The following is a 17,281-nucleotide window of genomic DNA, read 5'->3' as shown; positions in this document are numbered from 1 at the left end:
GAGATGTGTATAAGAGACAGGACCAACGCCACCCGGCGCGGCCCGCCCCCGCCGCCGGCGGTTTCGGCAACCTCGGGCAGCTTGGCGACCACCTCGTCGAGCAGGTCGGCCACGCCGCGCCCGTGCAGGGCGCTCACCGCATGCGGCTCGCCCAGCCCCAGCGACCACAGAGCTGCCGCGTCGGCCTCGGCGCGCTCGCCGTCAACCTTGTTGGCGGCCAAGAACACCGGCTTACCGGACCGGCGCAGAATGCGGGCGGCGGCCTCATCGCCGGCGGTGGCGCCCACCACCGCGTCCACCACCAGGATCACCGCGTCCGCGGTGCGCATCGCCACCGCGGCCTGCTCGGCCACCAGCTGCTGCAGGCCCTTGGCGTCGGGCTCCCAACCGCCGGTGTCCTGCACGACGAACCGGCGGCCGGTCCACAACGCGTCGTAGGAGACGCGGTCGCGCGTCACGCCGGGCAGGTCCTGGACCACCGCCTCGCGGCGGCCCAGGATCCGGTTGACCAGCGTCGACTTGCCGACGTTGGGCCGGCCCACCACCGCCACCACCGGAGGCGGCCCGGAGTCCTCGGCAAGGTCCTCGAACCCGCCGTCCTCGCCGATCTCCCAGTCGCTTTCGTCGACCCAGGTTCCATCACTCATCGGATCGCCCCGCAATGCCGCTCAACTAAGTCCCGCAGATGTTCGACCACCTGCGCCTGGGTCATGTCTCCGGTGTCCACGATCACCGCGTCGTCGGCGGGCCGCAGCGGCGACACCGCCCGTGTGGAGTCCAGCTCGTCGCGGCGCAGCACGTCGGCCAGCACACCGACGTAGTCGTCGGGCAGCCCCGCCGCAATGTTCTGGGCGTTGCGCCGTTGCGCGCGAATCTCGGCCGGGGCAGTCAGGAAGATCTTCACGTCGGCGTCGGGCAGCACCACGGTGCCGATGTCGCGGCCTTCCACCACCACGCCGCCACCGCGCGCGGCCACCTGCTGCAGCGCGACCAACCGGGCGCGCACCGCGGGGACCGCCGAGACCGCCGACACCGCCCGGGTCACCTGCTCGCCCCGGATCTCTCGCGAAACGTCTTCGTCGCCAAGGTAAGCGCGGTCGCCGTCGGGTTGCGATTCCACTCTGACCTCGGCGCGCTGCGCCACCGCGGCCACGCCGTCGGAATCGTCGAGGTCCACGCCGGATCGCAGCACCGCCAGGGTGACTACGCGGTACATCGCGCCGGTGTCGACGTAGCGCGAACCCAACGCCTTGGCGAGTCCCCGCGCGACCGTGGACTTGCCGGTTCCGGCCGGCCCGTCGATCGCCACCACGGGCCCGCTGCCGGCGCTCACAGTCCGACTGCCTTGTAAAGTTCGCCGATCTCCTTGCGGCTCAAGGCCCGGATGCTGCCGGGGCGCTGCTCCCCCAGCGCTACCGCACCGATGTCGGTGCGGACCAGCTCCTGGACCGGAAAGCCGACCGCGGCCAGCATCCGCCGCACGATCCGCTTACGGCCTTCGTGCAGGGTCACCCGCACCAGCGACTTGCCGGGCACCGCGTCGACCACCGCGAAGTCGTCGACCTTGGCCGGACCGTCGTCGAGTTCGACGCCCTCGCGCAGCTTCTTACCCAGCCCGCGCGGGATCGTCCCCAGCACGGTGGCCACATAGGTTTTCGGCACCTGATACGACGGGTGCATCAGCCGGTGGGCCAGCTCGCCGTCGTTGGTCAGCAACATCAGGCCCTCGGTGTCGGCGTCCAGGCGCCCGACGTGAAACAGCTTGGCGTCGCCCCGGACCCGGTGTTCGACATAGTCGCCGATGCACGGCCGGCCGCGATCGTCCGACATCGTCGAATGCACCCCGCGCGGCTTGTTCAGCGCCAGGTAGACGCGGGTGTCGTCGAGGGTCACCCGTGCCCCGTCGACCCGAATCACCGAGGCGGCGGGGTCGACTCGAGTGCCCAGTTCGGTCACCACCTGACCGTCCACCTCGACGCGTCCGTCCCGGATCATCCGCTCGGCGACCCGGCGCGAGGCCACCCCGGCCTGCGACAGCACCTTCTGCAGGCGCACGCCGTCGTTGTCCGACTCGAAATCATTGAAGGCCATCAGAGTTGGTCCACATCGAAAGTCAGCGGCTGGTCGGCCGCGGGCGCACCGCCGAGTTTCATGAAACGCGGTTCGCTGTCCAAGGTTTCGCTCATTTCATCGATCACATCGACATCCGGCAGCAGCGGGGCGATGTCGGGCAACTCGGTCAGCGACGACAGGCCGAGGCGCTCCAGGAAAAGCTCGGTGGTGGCGAACGTCACCGCTCCGGTGTCGGGGTCGGTGCCGGCCTCGGTGATCAGCCCGCGGGCCACCAGGGTCCGGATCACCGCGTCGACGTTGACGCCGCGCACCGCGCTGACGCGGGCCCGCGTCACCGGCTGGCGGTAGGCGACCACGGCCAGCGTCTCCAGCGCGGCCCGGGTCAGCTTCGAGCGGGCGCCGTCGAGCAGCAGTCGCTCCACATACGGCGCGAACCGCGCCCGGGTGTACAGCCGCCAGCCGCCGCCGGTCTCGCGCAGGTCGATCCCGCTGTCGCGGGCAGCGAACTCCTCGGCCATCGTCCGCAGTTTGGCCGTGATCCGGTAGACCGGCTGGTCGGTGGCGGCCGCCAGCGCCTCCACGGTCACCGGGGTGTCCACCACCAGCAGCAGCGCCTCCAGCACCGACCCCAGCTCGGAATCCTCGAGTTCGGGGGCCAGCGCGACGTCGATCCCCAGGCCCGAACCCGCCGGGACCGCGGGTTCCTGCTCCGCCGCCGGGTCCACCGCAGCGTCGGAGGTCTCGGCTTCCTCCGGCGCGTCGGAGTCGGGCATGTGGTCAGTCATCAATTCGTCTCGCACTACTCGGCCGATTCTGCTTTCACCAGGTCTACTAGCTCTCCCGCGGTTGGGCGTTCGCCCGTCCACGACACCTGGAGCACACCAAGTGGTTCTGACTGCTCAAATGCTACCGCCCTGGCCCGATACAGTTCGAGCAGCGCCAGGAAACGCCCGACGATCTCGATCGGCGCCCGGCAGTCGGCGACCAGCTCGGAAAACGACGCCCACTGCCCCTGGCCGCGGGACTCCAGCAGGCGCAGCACCACCCCGGCCTGCTCGGGAACCGACACCATCACCTGATGCAGGTGCTCGATGCCCACCACCGGGACCGGGCGGGGTGTGAAGGCCGCCGCCGCGATCTGGGCGAAAGTCTCGGCGTCGACGCCGAGCATCACCTCGGGCAGCAGGTTGGCGAACCCGTCTTCCAGGGAGACCGCGCGCGGGTAGCTGCGCAGCGCGGCCGCCTCGAGCTCGGCGAACATCTGCGCGACGTGCTTGAAGGCCCGATACTGCAGCAACCGGGCGAACAACAGGTCGCGGACCTCCAACAGCGCCAGGTCCTCTTCGTCGTCGACCTGGCCGGCCGGCAGCAGCCGCGCAGCCTTGAGGTCGAGCAGGGTGGCGGCGATCACCAGAAAGGCGGTGGTCTCTTCGAGCTCGAGCCGGGCGCCGACGTCGCGGGTGTAGGCGATGAAGTCATCGGTGACCTGGTGCAACGCCACCTCGGTCACGTCGAGGCGATGCGCAAAGATCAGCTGCAGCAGCAGGTCGAACGGGCCCTCGAAGTTGTTCAGCCGGACTTGAAAACCGCCGCCGCTTGAGCCCTGCGCGTCGCCGGGTGCCTCGGAAGCATCGGTGTCGGCGTTCACGCGCCGAATCGGTGGATGACTTCGCGGGCCAATGCGCGATAGGCCTGCGCTCCCGAGGATTTCGGCGCCCAGGTGGTGATGGGTTCACCGGCAACGGTGGTTTCGGGGAACCGCACGGTACGGGTGATGACGGTGTCGAACACCAGATCGCCGAAACGTTCCACGACGCGCGCCATGACTTCCCGGGAGTTGACGGTGCGCGGGTCGTAGCGGGTCAGCAGGATTCCGCTGATCTCCAGCTTCGGGTTGAGCCGGTCGCGCACCTTGTCGACGGTGTCGGTCAGCAACGCCAGGCCGCGCAGCGAAAAGTACTCGCATTCGGTGGGGATCACCACGCCGTCGGCGCAGGCCAGACCGTTGACGGTGAGCAGCCCCAGCGAAGGCTGGCAGTCGATCAGCAGATAGTCGTAGCTGTCCAGCACCGGAGTCAGCGCCCGCGCCAGAGAATGCTCGCGTCCCACCTCGTTGACCAGCTGGATCTCGGCTGCGGACAGGTCGATGTTGGAGGGCACCAGGTCCAGGTTCTCCACCCCGGTGCGCACCAGTACGTCGTCGATGCCGACCCGCGGTTCGACCAGCAGGTTGTGCACGGTGTGCGCCAGCTCGTAGTGCGGCACACCCAGCCCCGCCGACAGCGCGCCCTGCGGATCGAGGTCCACCAGCAGTACGCGGCGGCCGTACTCGGCCAGCGCGGCACCGAGGTTGATGGTGGAGGTCGTCTTGCCGACGCCGCCCTTCTGGTTGCACATCGCGATGACCTTGGCCGGCCCATGGGACGAACGGGGCTGCGGTTCGGGGATATTCCGCGGCGGACGCCCGGTCAAACCGACGGCTGTGCTGTCGTCGTCGCTCATGACCGGACCGGGTCTGTGGTTGCGGACATCCGCAGAAGTCTAATAGGTGACCGCCGCCGACAGTGGCCATGAGCAGTGATTGACCGCGCCGACGGCCATAAGATCGTTTCCATGAGCCTCAAACGACGTCTCCCCTTCCTGCGGTGGTCGTTCCTGCGGATGGCAACCGGTGCGCGCAACGTCATCACCACGGGCCAGATCGGCGACGGCCGCGAGGCCGCTGCGGTCGAGTTCGTGCTGGCCAAGGCCCGGCCCGGCGACATCGACGACGCGCTTGCTCGCCTCGACGAGTTCGCCTACTCCAAGTCGTTGCTGATCAACATCGGCGACGAGAAGGGCCTGCTGCTCGACGCCGCGGTCAAGCGGGTCAACCCGAGCCTGGTCCTTGAGCTGGGGACCTACTGCGGTTACAGCGCGCTGCGGATCGCCCGCGCCGCGCCGCAGGCACGGATCTACTCCGTCGAGCTGGCTGAGGCCAACGCCGTCAACGCCCGCCGGATCTGGGAGCACGCCGGGGTGGCCGACCGGATCACCTGCGTGGTGGGCACCATCGGCGACGGCGGGCGCACGCTGGACACCCTGGCCACTGAACACGGGTTCACCGCGGGCAGACTGGACTTTTTGTTCATCGACCACGACAAGAACGCCTATCTGCCCGACCTGCAGGCCATCCTCGACCGGGGCTGGCTGCATCCGGGGTCGGTGGTGGTGGCCGACAACGTCAAGCTGCCCGGGGCGCCGCGCTACCGGGAGTACATGCAGGCCCAGCAGGGCTCACGGTGGGACACCGTCGAGCACAAGACGCATGTGGAGTACCAGAGCCTGCTGGAGGACCTGGTGCTGGAGTCGACGTACCTGGGGTCGTAGACCCTGGAGGCGTAGCCCCCGGTCAGCGGGCGCGCGGATGCGCCCCGGCCCACACCTCGCGCAGTGCGTTGACGGTCACCAAGGTGTAGATCTGGGTGGTGGTCACCGAGGCGTGACCGAGCAGCTCTTGCACCACCCGCACGTCGGCGCCGCCGTCGAGCAGATGGGTGGCGAAGGAATGCCGCAGGGTGTGGGGTGACACCTTCGCGGTGATCCCGGCCCGCTCGGCGGCGTCCTGCAGCACCTGCCAGGCGCTTTGGCGCGACAGCCGCCCGCCCCGGGCGTTGAGGAACACCGCCGCGTTGCCGCGTCCCCGGCCGGCCAGGTCGGGCCGGCCGCGCACCAGGTAGGCGTCCAGCGCCGCGATCGCCGGCCGGCCCACCGGCACCAGCCGCTGCTTGCCGCCCTTGCCGTGCAGCAGCACCGAGCGGTCTGCGACGTCGATGTCGTCCAGATCGAGTCCCACGGCCTCCGAGATGCGGGATCCGGTGGAGTACAACAGTTCCAGCAGTGCGCGGTTGCGCAGCGTCAACGGCCCGTCGGTGGCGCTGTCGCCGCCGGCGCCGGCCAGCAGCGCCGCCACCTCGTCCACGGTCAGGCTCTTGGGCAGTCGCCGGCCCGGTGTCGGTGGCTTGACCGAACGCGCCACATCGGTGGCCACCAGTCCTTCCGCAGCGGCGAATCGGTGCAGGCCGCGCACCGCGATCAGCGCCCGGCCCGCCGAGACGGCCGACAGCGCGGGCACGCCGTTGTCCGGGTCCCCGCGGCGCAGCGCCACCAGGAACTCGGTGACATCGGTTTCGCCGACGGCGGCCAGATCCTCGATTCCCCGCGACACCAGATGATCGCGGTAGCGGCGCAGATCGCGCCGGTAGGAGCTCAACGTGTTGGCCGCGACCCCGCGCTCGATGGTCAGGTGGTCCAGATACCCCTGCAACTGCCCGTTCAGCGGACACACCGGCCGGGCCGCCGCGGTCATGGCCGGTTCTGCCTTGCGGCGAACGCGGTGGGCCGGTCGACCCACTCGGCGTCCGGGTCGCGCAGGGTGCCGACGCCCTGGTGGTGTGTGTAGGCGGCCAGAATCCCCGCCACCGCAATCGCATTGACGATCTCGCCGGCGAACACCATCTCGACGGCGTCGGCGATCGGATACCAGGCGAGCTCGAGGTCGGCCTCTTCGTCGTGGGCCTGCGGGCGATCCACCTCGGTCAGGCCGGTGGCCAGGTACACCCGGACCGACTCGTCGGAGAAGCCCGGCGTGGAGTCCAGGTCCACCAGCACCTGCCAGGTGGTCGCCGTCAGCCCGGCTTCCTCGACCAGTTCGCGGGCGGCGGTCTGCTGCGACGGCTCTCCCCCGACGTCGAGCAGGCCGGCGGGCAGTTCCCACAACCGGCGGCCCAGCGCGTGGCGGTACTGGTAGATCAACGGAATCCGGCCCTCGGTGTCCAGGGCGACGACTGCGACGGCACCGAAGTGCTCCACCACGTCCCGGGTGGCGGTCGCGCCGCCCGGCATGACCACCTCGTCGCGGCGCAGGGCGAAGATCTTGCCGCTGTGCAGCAGCCGCGACGAGGTCGTCTCGAAGACGTGGTCAGCCACGGGTGAGGTGTTCCGGCTGCGCTTCGTGCAGGGGCTCGGTCAGCGGGCGGGCGCCGCCGCCGTGCCCTTCGGCGCCGTTCTGGGCGTCATCGTGTCCGGCAGCGTCGTGCTCGGCGTTGTGCGACTCGTGGGCGTACTCGGGGATCTCGACCGGCAGCCGCTCGGCGGCCTTGTAGTCCATCGCCGCACCGATGAACGCGGCGAACAGCGGGTGTGCCCGGGTGGGTCGGCTCTTGAGCTCGGGGTGTGCCTGGGTGCCCACCAGGAACGGGTGGACCTCGCGGGGGTATTCCACGAACTCGACCAGCTTGCCGTCCGGGGAGGTGCCGGAGAAGCGCAACCCGCTCTCGGCGATCCGGTCCCGGTAGGCGTTGTTGACCTCGAAGCGATGCCGATGGCGTTCGGACACTTCGGTGGCCTGATATGCCTCGGCCACAATCGAACCCGGCTCCAAGACGGCCGGGTAGGCGCCCAGCCGCATGGTGCCGCCGAGATCGGCCGTGCCGGCGACCGCGTCCTGCTGGTCGGCCATGGTCGCGATCACCGGGTCGGGGGTGTCGGGGTCGAACTCCGCCGAACTGGCCTGCGTGATCCCGGCCGTGCGGGCCGCGTCGATCACGATGCACTGCAGGCCCAGGCACAGACCCAGTACCGGCAGCCCGTGGGTGCGGGCGTAGGCGATCGCGCCGATCTTGCCCTCGATGCCCCGAATCCCGAACCCGCCGGGAATCAGCACGCCGTGCATGTCGCCCAGCGCGGCGGCGGCGCCCGCCGGGGTCTCGCAGACGTCGGAGGCCACCCAGTTGATCTCAACCTTCGCGTAGTGGCTGAAACCGCCGGCCCGCAGCGCCTCCGTCACCGACAGGTAGGCGTCTGACAGGTCGATGTACTTGCCCACCAAAGCAATTCGGACGGTCTCGTGGGGTTCGTGGACACGGCGCAGCAGCTCGTCCCACTCGGTCCAGTCGACGTCCTTGAACGGCAGGTTCAGCCGCCGCACCACGTAGGCGTCCAACTCCTCGCGGTGCAGCACCTTCGGGATGTCATAGATCGAGGCCGCGTCCGGAGTGGAGATCACCCCGTCGATGTCGACGTCGCACATCAGCGCGATCTTGTTCTTCAGCGCCTCGGGCACGTCGCGGTCGCAACGCAGGATCAGCGCGTCGGGGGTGATACCGATGCTGCGCAGCGCGGCCACCGAGTGCTGGGTGGGCTTGGTCTTGAGCTCTCCGGAGGGCGCCAGATACGGCACCAGCGACACGTGCAGGAAGAACACGTTGTCGCGGCCGACGTCGTGGCGGATCTGCCGGGCGGCTTCGAGGAACGGCTGCGACTCGATGTCGCCGACGGTGCCGCCGATCTCGGTGATCACCACGTCGGGGCGCACGCCGTCGGCGTCGGGCTCCGACATCGCCAGGATGCGCCGCTTGATCTCGTCGGTGATGTGCGGGATCACCTGGACGGTGTCGCCGAGGTACTCGCCGCGACGTTCCTTGGCGATGACCGTCGAATACACCTGTCCGGTGGTCACATTCGCCGAACCGGACAGGTCGCGGTCTAAGAACCGCTCGTAGTGGCCGACGTCGAGGTCGGTCTCGGCGCCGTCCTCGGTGACGAACACCTCCCCGTGCTGGAACGGGTTCATCGTCCCGGGATCGACATTGAGATAGGGGTCCAGCTTCTGCATGGTGACTTGAAGTCCCCGGGCAATCAGCAGCTGGCCGAGGCTACTCGCCGTCAGCCCCTTACCGAGTGAGGACGCAACTCCACCGGTGACGAAGAGATGCTTCGGCTCGGTTTGCGGATGCTTTCGCAGTGGTGGCAACACCAACCTCCGTGACGACGGCGCAGGATATTCAGGGCCTGCCGACCCACGGAATCTCACCCTAACATCGACCCGGCGTCTGGGCTCCAGACACGCCCGGTCACGCCCGCGCGACGGGCATGCTATTGCGCCAGCGTCACCGACCCGGCGCCCTCGCCGATGCCGTACTGCCCCGGCCGGCCCCCGCCGATCAGGCTGCTCACCGCCATCACGGTGGTGATCCGGCCCGCTTCGATGTCGACGTCGTCGACGGTGCTGATCGCTGCGGCCACTGCGGGATCGGTGCGGGCCATCGCCACCGCCGAGGTACCCGAGGCCGACCCGTCCCGGCCGGCCAGGACCGTGGCGGCGCCGTGCGGGGCCAGGGCGGCGGCGAACCGGGCCACGCTCTGCCCACGGGTGCCGGCGTCGTCGGGCAGCGCGCCGCCGGTGATCACCACCGCCGCGTTGGCGGCCGGGATACGCTCCTGCGGGTAGGTGACGAAGCCGGTGTCGCGCAGGGCGGCCAGCACCGTCTCCCGCGCGGCGTCGTCGGCGGGCGCGATGGTGGGGTTGCGGTTGATCAACAGCGCGATCCCGAGCAGATCGCCGGCCTGGGCGTCCTGGTCGGTCAGGTTGGTGCTCAGTTGAGCGCCCGCCGGCACGATCCCGGACTCCAGCACGGCGCGCAGCTTCTCCTCGGCGTCGCCGGCGACGAACTGGTCGGTCAGCGTGACGGTGGCCGTGACCGTTCCGCCGGCCTGTCCGATGATCCGTGCGACGGCCTCGACGTCGCCGTCGGCGGCGTCCGGCGCCCGGAAGATCACCGTCGATTTGCCGGTCAGTGCGTCGCGCACGATCCGGGGCGCCATCTGGGTGTCGAAATCGTTGGCGTTGCGCAGCCGCTCAGCCAACTCGTCGTGCTGTTGCTGCAGCGCACCGATCTGGTCCCGCAGGTCCTGCTTGTCCGCCTGCAGCCCGGCCATGAGCGGACCCGACAGCAGTCCAGAACCCAGCACGACGCCGAACACCAGTGCCAGCAGCACTGCCGTCAGCGACATCGCGTGGTAGCGAGGGGTGATCATCGCGGTGCCGCCTCCGATTTGCTAGGTCACCCAGTGCCGCAGCCACTGCGACAGCTGGTGCCAGTAGTTGCCGAGCCATTCGAGCACCACGGCGTCGGTCTGCGAGACCCACAGCGCGACGATGATCGCCATCAGCATGCTCAGCACCAGCAGCGAGATGGCGCCGGCCGAGATCCGGCTGTGGTACAGGGTGGCCACCGCGCGGGCGTCCACCAGCTTCTCGCCGACCTTGAGCCGGGTCATGAACATCGACGGGTTGGTCAACTGGCGGCTTCGGTCGAAGAACGTCTCGATGTTGGCCGTGTGCCCGGCCGTCACCAGCAGCACCGCGCCGTGGTGATCGGCCAGCAGCAGGGCCAGGTCCATCGCGGATCCGGCGGCGGGGAAGGTCATGGCGCCGACCCCGAGGTCCTGGATGCGCTCCAGACCGGGCGCGTGACCGTCGGCGTCGGCGGGCAGCACCACCTGGGAGCCGCAGCGCAGCACCTCGGCGCTCATCTGGTCGGGGTCGCCGACGATCAGCTGCGGGCGGTACCCGGCCTTGCGCAGCACGTCGGCGCCGGTGCCGACGCCCACCAGCACCGGCTGGTACTCCTTGATGAACGGCTTGAGGCACTTGAGGTCGTCGGCGGCACTGTCTTCATCCCCGACCAGCACCACGTGGCGGCGCCGCAGGTCCACGTCGATCTCGGGGATCCCGATGCCGTCGATCAGCAGCGGGCTCTCGCTGCGGATGAATTCGATGGTGTTGCCGGCGAAGGACTCCAGGTGCGCGACCAAGCCGGTCTTGGCCTCGATCATCATGTCGGCGATCTCGACGTCGCTGCGCTCGACGCCGCGGGCCAGCCGACGGTCGCCGGAGTACACGGCGCCGTTGTAGAGGCGCACCTTGGCGCCGTCCCGGATCTTCTTGAACACCGTGGGCCCGGCTTCGTCGATCAGCGTGACGCCGTTGGCGACCAGCACTTCCGGACCCAGGTTGGGGTAGCGTCCGGAGATCGACGCCGAGGCATTGACCACCCCGGCGATCTGGGCCTCCACCAGGGCGTCGGCGGTGATCCGGTCCAGGTCGAGGATGTCGAGGACCACGATGTCGCCGGGACCCACTCTGCGCAGCAGCCGGTCGATGTCGTGATCGACCCGGGCGGTGCCGACAAGACCGGGCCGGGCGGTGTTACGAGACAGCAGCGCAGGCATCTTCATGGGCGCGATTCTGGCCCCGAACGCGGCGCAATCCCAGGAGGCGCGCCGTAACACTAGCCTCAGAAGTTACATCACGTCACAGCAGTCACAGCAATGGTACGGGTCCGAAAGGGCCCGAAAATCACCGACTCGGCACGAGCTGAACCGTCGGCGCTAGGCGTCCGACGCTGCGCCCCGATCCTGTTGAGCGGCGTCCAGCAGCTCTCGGGCGTGGGCCCGCGCGGTGTCGGTCTCGCCCAGCCCGGCCAGCATCCGGGCCAGCTCGCCGACCCGGTCGTCGTCCTGCAGCCGCCGTACCCCGCTGGCGCCGTCGCGCCCGCTGGGCTCCACCATCAGGTGCACATCGGCGTAGGCCGCCACCTGCGGCAGGTGCGTCACCACGATCACCTGGTGGGTGCGGGCCAAGCGCGCCAACCGCCGGCCGATCTGCACCGCGGCACGGCCCCCCACCCCGGCATCCACCTCGTCGAACACCATGGTGGTGCCGGCGGACTGCCGCGCCGCCGCCGACAACGACGAGGTGGCCAGCACCACCTCCAACGCCAGCATCACTCGGGACAGCTCCCCGCCCGAGGCGCTCTTGGCCAGTGGCAGCACCATCATGCCGCGGTGCGGGGCCAGGCCGAACTCGACCTCGTCGATACCGTCGGCGCCGGCGTGCACGGTCTGGCCCGACGGCAACCGCAACGCGGCCGGGTCCTCGGCGGCGGCCGGGCTGGTGCGCACCGCGACGCTGAACTCCGCGTCGGCCATCGCCAGCCCCGACAACTCGGCGCTGACCGCCTTGGCGAGGCCGCCGGCCGCCTTGGCCCGCGCGGCGCTCAGATCGGTGGCCGCCTTGACCACCTGTTCGCCGAGTTCGTCGACACGGCGGGCCAATTCGGCGAGTGCCTCTTCGGACACGTCGAGCTGGGTCAGGCGCTCCCGGGACTGCGCCGCCCACGCCAGTACGCCGTCGATATCGGCGGCGTACTTGCGGGTCAGATTGCGCAGCTCCGCCTGCCGGGCCAGCTTGGCGTCCAGCGCGTCGGTGCCCGTCGGCAGATCCTGCAGGTAGCCGCCGAGTTCGCGGGCCACGTCACCGACCACCGTGAGCGCCTCGGCCAGCTGATCGCCGAGGGCCTGCAGGTCGGTGTCGTCGGTGGCGGCCAGCGCCGCCCGCGCCTGCCCCAGCCGGTCGGTGGCCGAATTCGGTGCGTCCGCCTCACCGATCGCATCGTCGGCACCGCCGGCCAGGGCCGCCCGCGCACCGGCGGCGGCGGCGCGCAGGGCGTCGAGTTCGGACAGTCGCCGGATCTCGGCGGTCAGGGCGTCGTCTTCCCCGGCCCGCGGGTCCACGGCATCTATCTCGCGAAGCGCGAAGGTCAGCCTGTCGGCTTCCTGCGCCAGCTCCCGGGCCCGGTCGCGGCGGTCGACGAGCTCAGCGCGTGCCGACTGCCAGGCCGCCCGCGCGGTCCGGTAGCGCTGCAGCCGGGGCCCGACCGCGGCGTAGCGATCCAGCGCCGCACGTTGCTCCTCGGGGCGCATCAACCGCAGCTGGTCGTTCTGGCCGTGCAGGGTCAGCAGGCTGCCGGTGAATCCGGTCAGGGATTTGGCGGGAACCCCCCGCCCGCCCAGGTAGGCCCGCGACGGGCCGTCGCGGCTGACCGAACGGGCCGCGATCACCGTGCCGTCCTCGTCACGCTCCGCCCCGGCCGTCTCCAGCAGGCCGTCGATCTGCTCGGCGGCTTCCGGCGCGAGGTCGGCGGTGCAGAACCTGCCCTCCACCACTGCACGGGCGGCCCCGGACCGTACCCGGTTGGCGTCGGCGCGCGCACCGCCGAGCAGGTGCAGTCCCGTGACGACCATGGTTTTGCCGGTGCCGGTCTCGCCGGTCAGCACGGTCAGGCCGCGATCGAACTCAGCGGTGGCCGCGCTGATGGCGCCCAGGGACTCGATCCGGATCTCAGTCAGCACCCCTCGCCAACCCCTACTGTCCGCGCCAACCGGTGACGGGCAACCGGAACTTACGCACCAGGCGGTCGGTGAACGGCGAGCGGCCCAGCCGCGCCCACTTGACCGGTGTCACGCCGCGCTGCACCTCCAGGCGCCCGCCGGCGGGCACCAGCATCTTGCGGCGGCCGTCGCAGAACACCAGCGCGTTGTGGCCGTCGCTTTCGACTTCGATCGCGATGGTGGACTCGGGGCTGGTCACCATGGGCCGGGCGAACAGCGCGTGGGCGTTGTTGGGCACCACCAGGATGGCGTCCAGGTCGGGCCAGAGCACCGGCCCGCCGGCGGAGAACGCATAGGCGGTGGAGCCGGTGGGGGTCGACACCAGCACCCCGTCGCAGCCGAACGTCGACACCGGCCGCCCGTCGACCTCGACGACGACGCCCAGCACGCCCAACCGCGGGCCTTTCTCCATGCTGGCCTCGTTGAGCGCCCAGCCGCTGTCGAGGATCTCCCCGTCGGCGCGCACCACCACGTCGAGGGTCATGCGGTCTTCCACCCGGTAGTTGCGGGCGATGATCTTGTCCAGGACCTGGTCAATCGTGTCGGCCTCGGCCTCGGCCAGAAAGCCGATCCGGCCCAGATTGACACCCAGTACCGGGATATCGGCGCTGCGGGCCAGTTCGGCGGCACGCAGGAAGGTGCCGTCGCCGCCGAGCACCAACACCAGCTCGCAGCCCTCGGCGGCGCCGGTGTCGGGGTCCACCAGGTCGATCTGGACACCCAACTCGCGGCCGTCGTCGGAGCCGGCGTGCAGCGCGCCCTTGTCGACGGCTTCAGCGGTCAGCACGCGCAGGGCGATGCCGTGTTCGTCGAGCACCTTCTCGACGCGGCGGGCGGTGTCGGTGGCCTCTTCGCGCCCGCTGTGCACCACCAGCAGCACGGTCCGTTGACGATCGGTCATTGCGGGCCCCTCGCGACAGCGTCGTGCACGGCCGCCTGCAACGCCTCACCGGTGAGCTGCGCAGTGGCCGCACGCAGATGCAGAAAGTATTCGACGTTGCCCGATGGCCCGGGCAACGGGCTGGCGGTGACGGCCACGGTGCCCCACCCCAGTTCGCCGGCGCGCCGCGCCACCGACAGGACCGCGTCCGCGCGCAGTGCCGGGTCCGAGACCACCCCACCGGAACCCACCAGTTGTCGTCCGACTTCGAACTGCGGCTTCACCATCGGAACGATATCGGCGTCCGGTGACGCGCAGCCAACCAGCGCCGGCAACACGGTCGCCAGCGAGATGAAGGACAGGTCGGCCACGATCAGCTCGGCAGGCCCGCCGATGATCTCCGGGGTCAGGCCCCGGACGTTGGTGCGTTCGATCACCACCACCCGCTCATCGGTGCGCAGCGACCAGGCCAGCTGTCCGTAGCCGACGTCCACGGCGACCACCCGCGCCGCGCCCCGGTCCAGCAGCACCTCGGTGAAGCCGCCCGTGGACGCGCCGGCATCCAAACAGTTGCGCCCGGCGACCGCGATGCCGAAATGGTCCAGCGCACCGATCAACTTGTGCGCCCCGCGCGACACCCAGCTGCGTTCGCCGTCGATCACCGCAAGCGCAGCGGTCACCGGCACGGCGGTGGCGGCCTTGACCGCCCGGATGCCGTCGATGGTGACCCGGCCGGCATCGATGAGTTCGGCGGCCTGCTGGCGAGACCGCGCCAATCCGCGCCGGACCAGTTCGGCGTCGACGCGCGCGCGCCGCGACATTTCCAGCCTCAGCCCTTCTCTACCGACTCCAGTGCCCGCACCAGAACCTGGTGGGCTTCCTCGAGCCGCTGGGCCAGGGCGTTGAGATCGCTGTGCGCCGGCAGGTCGGCCAGCTCGGCTTCGCCGGGCAACTCGGCCAACACCGCGGCGACACGGGCCCGCACGTCCTCAATCTCGTTGTTCATGGCTGTCACTCACGCTAGTCCATGGCCGGTGCGGCCACGTCGTTCCACGTACCGAGCAGAGACCATTTCTGCAGAGCCGCGGCCGCGGCGTCGTCTGCGGCCGTGACACTGAACGGCCGACCGGCCAGCTCGGCGCCGGCCACCGCGGCGGCCAGCGCGCGGACAACCGACAGCCCGTCGGCGTCCTCGTCCTCGGGCTGGGCGGCGCCGACGGTCAGCGTGTCGCCGTCCACCGTGACGTCCCAGCAGGGCTGCGGGCCGATGGCCAGCCGGCCGGCGCCGATATTCAGTGCCCGCAGGTCGTGGCCGAGGTAGGTGGGCCGTTGCTCGGCGGCCGCGGCCACCGCGTCGCGCGCGGAGTTGACGCCGGTAAGCACCATCAGGCTGGGCAGTGCGGCGGCGTTGGCCGCGGCGATGTCGGTGTCGAGCCGGTCGCCGACCACCAGCGGGGCGTAGAAGTCGCCGCGGGCCAGCGCGGCCGTCAGCAGCGCCGGTCCCGGCTTTCCGGCCACCTGCGGCTCGGCGTCGGTGGCGGCCCGCAGCGCCGCCACCATCGAGCCGTTGCCGGGCAGCAGGCCGCGTTCGGAGGGCAGCGTCTTGTCCACGTTGGTCGTCATCCACAGCGCACCGGCGCGAATCGCCAGGGCGGCCTCGGCCAGCTCGGCCCAGCCCGTCTCGGTGGACAGCCCCTGGATCACTGCGGCCGGTTCGTCGGTGGCCAGGCGCACCGGCTCCAATCCGACGGCGGCGATCTCCGCGGCCAGCGACGGCGCGCCCAGGACCAGCACCCGCGCTCCGGATGGCAGCTGGCCGGCCAGCAGACCGGCCGCGATCTGGCCGCTGGTGGCCACGTCCTCGGCGGTGGCGGCAAAGCCCAGCCGGTTCAGGTGAGCCGCAACCTCGTCGGCACCGCGGGACGAATTGTTGGTGATGTACAGCGCCCGGCTGGTCAGGCCGGCCACGGTGTCGACGGCGCCCGGCGTCGGCTCGCCGCCGCGGAACACCGTGCCGTCCAGATCGAGCAGCAGGCAGTCGTACTCCTCGGCCAGCGTCGCGCCGCCGCCGAGTTCGGCGATTCGCTCCTCGACGTCGGTGACGCCCTCGGTGTCGGCGGCCGCGGCCCGCAGGTACCACTCCAGCGCCTCGGCCTCGCGCCCCAGCGCCACCAGCGTCTCGGCGTGCGCGTAGTGCAGCCGGGCCACCGTGGAACCGGTCCGGTCGGGATCGGTGGGAGCCGCCGACAACACGGTCAGGGCCTGCTCCAACTGTCCCAGGTCGGCACGTGCACCGGCGGCGACGATCCGCAGCTCGTCGGCCTCGTCGCCCTCGAGTTCCTCGGCCTCCGGGCCGGTGGCCAGCTCGATGGCCCGCTGCGGACGGCCCAGGCCGCGTTCGCAGTCGGCAATCAGCGGCAGCAGCGCGGATTTGCTGCCCATCCGCCGCGCGGCACGTAGTTCGCCCAGGGCCTGCGACCAGTCGCCGCACTGGTAGGCGGCGATACCGACAGCTTCGCGTACCGCGGTGATCCGCGTGGAGCGGGACCGGGCCGCTTTGGCGTGTCGCAGCGCGGCCTCGGGATCGTCGTCGAGCAGCATTCCGGCGGCCACCAGGTGGCAGGCCACCGCATCAGCGGTCGACCGGTTGAGCGTGCTGAGCTCGCGGCGCACTTCCGGCGCGAGCTGCTTGGGCTCCACGCCTTCGGGCAGCGGCGGGTCGTCGTAGCGGGGCGCAGCCTCGTCACCGGCGGGCCGGGGCGGCCGCGGAGTGTGGTCGCGGTCCCGCGGGGGCCGGGCGTCGCGGTCCTGACGGGGGCGTGCGTCGCGATCCCGCGGAGGACGAGCGGCGTCGCGGTCCCGCGGGGGACGTGCGCTGCCGTCGTGGTCGCGCCGCGGGCGGCGGTCCCGGTCTGGTGCGCCTGCTCCCCCGGCGCTGCGGGGGGTGCGGCGCTGATCGCCGGTGCCGCGGAAGGAGCCGCCGCCGGACTGTGCGGGCCGGCCACGTCGCCCGGCATCTCCGGCGCCTCTGCCGCCCCGCGGCCCGCTGCCGCCATTGCCGTGTTCGGCCACCTCGTGCCCTCCGGTCGTATCAGTGCTACCGAAAAGGATACGGCGGGCATCGCCGACCTCTTGACACGGTCGCATTCGCGCTGTCGATTCGCGCACCACTGAGAAGTTATGGACAAATGCCTGTGCCCCCCAATTTCTTGGGGGGCACAGGGCTTTATGTTGTGTTCGGCGGTGTCCTACTTTTCCACCCGTGTGGGCAGT

At 70.7% G+C, this 17,281-nt stretch carries 17 protein-coding genes and 1 pseudogene; 1 reads left to right on the top strand and 17 read right to left on the bottom strand.

Features of this window, described 5'->3' with window-relative positions; all coding sequences use genetic code 11:
- The 6 genes from LI92_RS14935 to LI92_RS14910 form a co-directional block, all read right to left on the bottom strand.
- Positions 1–647 (bottom strand): GTPase (locus LI92_RS14935; RefSeq protein WP_046320146.1); only part of this gene is annotated, 647 nt, incomplete at its 3' end.
- Positions 644–1,333 carry a (d)CMP kinase gene (cmk, locus tag LI92_RS14930; protein WP_046320141.1) on the bottom strand — a complete coding sequence of 230 codons (690 nt, stop codon included), beginning with the start codon at positions 1,331–1,333 and terminating at the stop codon, positions 644–646. The genes LI92_RS14935 and cmk, both read right to left, overlap by 4 nt.
- Positions 1,330–2,091 (bottom strand): pseudouridine synthase, encoded by a 762-nt coding sequence (locus LI92_RS14925; RefSeq protein ID WP_046320139.1) that lies wholly within the window; start codon positions 2,089–2,091, stop codon positions 1,330–1,332. The genes cmk and LI92_RS14925 overlap by 4 nt, the downstream gene beginning before the upstream one ends.
- Positions 2,091–2,858, bottom strand: coding sequence for an SMC-Scp complex subunit ScpB (scpB, locus tag LI92_RS14920; protein WP_082109731.1), 768 nt, complete (start codon positions 2,856–2,858; stop codon positions 2,091–2,093). The genes LI92_RS14925 and scpB overlap by 1 nt, the downstream gene beginning before the upstream one ends.
- A gap of 14 nt (positions 2,859–2,872) precedes the next feature.
- Entirely contained in the window at positions 2,873–3,721 is an 849-nt protein-coding gene (locus LI92_RS14915; protein ID WP_046320137.1) for a segregation/condensation protein A, read from the bottom strand.
- The gene (locus LI92_RS14910) at positions 3,718–4,575 is read right to left on the bottom strand and encodes a ParA family protein (protein WP_046320136.1); all 858 of its coding nucleotides are present in this window, start codon (positions 4,573–4,575) and stop codon (positions 3,718–3,720) included. The genes LI92_RS14915 and LI92_RS14910 overlap by 4 nt, the downstream gene beginning before the upstream one ends.
- Before the next feature lie 111 nt (positions 4,576–4,686).
- On the opposite strand from LI92_RS14910, the gene LI92_RS14905 reads away from it, so the two are divergent.
- Positions 4,687–5,442, top strand: coding sequence for an O-methyltransferase (locus LI92_RS14905; protein WP_046320134.1), 756 nt, complete (start codon positions 4,687–4,689; stop codon positions 5,440–5,442).
- Positions 5,443–5,464: 22 nt separating this feature from the next.
- Here LI92_RS14905 and xerD read toward each other — a convergent pair whose 3' ends face one another.
- The 11 genes and pseudogenes from xerD to LI92_RS24630 form a co-directional block, all read right to left on the bottom strand.
- Positions 5,465–6,421, bottom strand: a complete 957-nt coding sequence (xerD, locus tag LI92_RS14900; protein WP_046320132.1) for a site-specific tyrosine recombinase XerD — start codon at positions 6,419–6,421, stop codon at positions 5,465–5,467.
- Positions 6,418–7,041, bottom strand: a complete 624-nt coding sequence (locus tag LI92_RS14895; RefSeq protein ID WP_046320131.1) for an NUDIX domain-containing protein — start codon at positions 7,039–7,041, stop codon at positions 6,418–6,420. Before LI92_RS14895 ends, xerD begins: the two co-directional genes overlap by 4 nt.
- Positions 7,034–8,857, bottom strand: coding sequence for a CTP synthase (gene pyrG / locus LI92_RS14890; RefSeq protein ID WP_046320143.1), 1,824 nt, complete (start codon positions 8,855–8,857; stop codon positions 7,034–7,036). The genes LI92_RS14895 and pyrG overlap by 8 nt, the downstream gene beginning before the upstream one ends.
- A 131-nt stretch (positions 8,858–8,988) precedes the next feature.
- Positions 8,989–9,930 carry a copper transporter gene (locus tag LI92_RS14885; protein ID WP_046320130.1) on the bottom strand — a complete coding sequence of 314 codons (942 nt, stop codon included), beginning with the start codon at positions 9,928–9,930 and terminating at the stop codon, positions 8,989–8,991.
- 21 nt (positions 9,931–9,951) lie between these two features.
- Complete coding sequence (gene steA, locus LI92_RS14880; protein WP_046320129.1) at positions 9,952–11,133, bottom strand: putative cytokinetic ring protein SteA; 1,182 nt, start codon at positions 11,131–11,133, stop codon at positions 9,952–9,954.
- Between the two features lie 153 nt (positions 11,134–11,286).
- Positions 11,287–13,089: a DNA repair protein RecN gene (recN, locus tag LI92_RS14875; protein WP_046320128.1), complete on the bottom strand. Its 1,803-nt coding sequence runs from the start codon at positions 13,087–13,089 to the stop codon at positions 11,287–11,289.
- Between the two features lie 13 nt (positions 13,090–13,102).
- Positions 13,103–14,029, bottom strand: a complete 927-nt coding sequence (locus LI92_RS14870; protein ID WP_046320127.1) for an NAD kinase — start codon at positions 14,027–14,029, stop codon at positions 13,103–13,105.
- Complete coding sequence (locus LI92_RS14865) at positions 14,026–14,829, bottom strand: TlyA family RNA methyltransferase (RefSeq protein ID WP_046320126.1); 804 nt, start codon at positions 14,827–14,829, stop codon at positions 14,026–14,028. The genes LI92_RS14870 and LI92_RS14865 overlap by 4 nt, the downstream gene beginning before the upstream one ends.
- An 8-nt stretch (positions 14,830–14,837) precedes the next feature.
- Entirely contained in the window at positions 14,838–15,014 is a 177-nt protein-coding gene (locus LI92_RS23790; RefSeq protein ID WP_192830059.1) for a hypothetical protein, read from the bottom strand.
- Positions 15,015–15,028: 14 nt separating this feature from the next.
- Positions 15,029–16,039 carry an HAD hydrolase-like protein gene (locus LI92_RS24635; protein WP_502691456.1) on the bottom strand — a complete coding sequence of 337 codons (1,011 nt, stop codon included), beginning with the start codon at positions 16,037–16,039 and terminating at the stop codon, positions 15,029–15,031.
- A gap of 36 nt (positions 16,040–16,075) precedes the next feature.
- Positions 16,076–16,774: pseudogene (locus tag LI92_RS24630) on the bottom strand (tetratricopeptide repeat protein); the annotation flags it as partial.
- Positions 16,775–17,281 lie beyond the last annotated feature (507 nt).

The organism is Mycobacterium sp. UM_Kg1 (assembly GCF_000972925.1).
GTDB lineage: Bacteria > Actinomycetota > Actinomycetes > Mycobacteriales > Mycobacteriaceae > Mycobacterium > Mycobacterium hiberniae.
The sequence above is the reverse complement of the archived record's forward strand: the minus strand, read 5'-3'. Positions and strand labels throughout refer to the sequence as shown.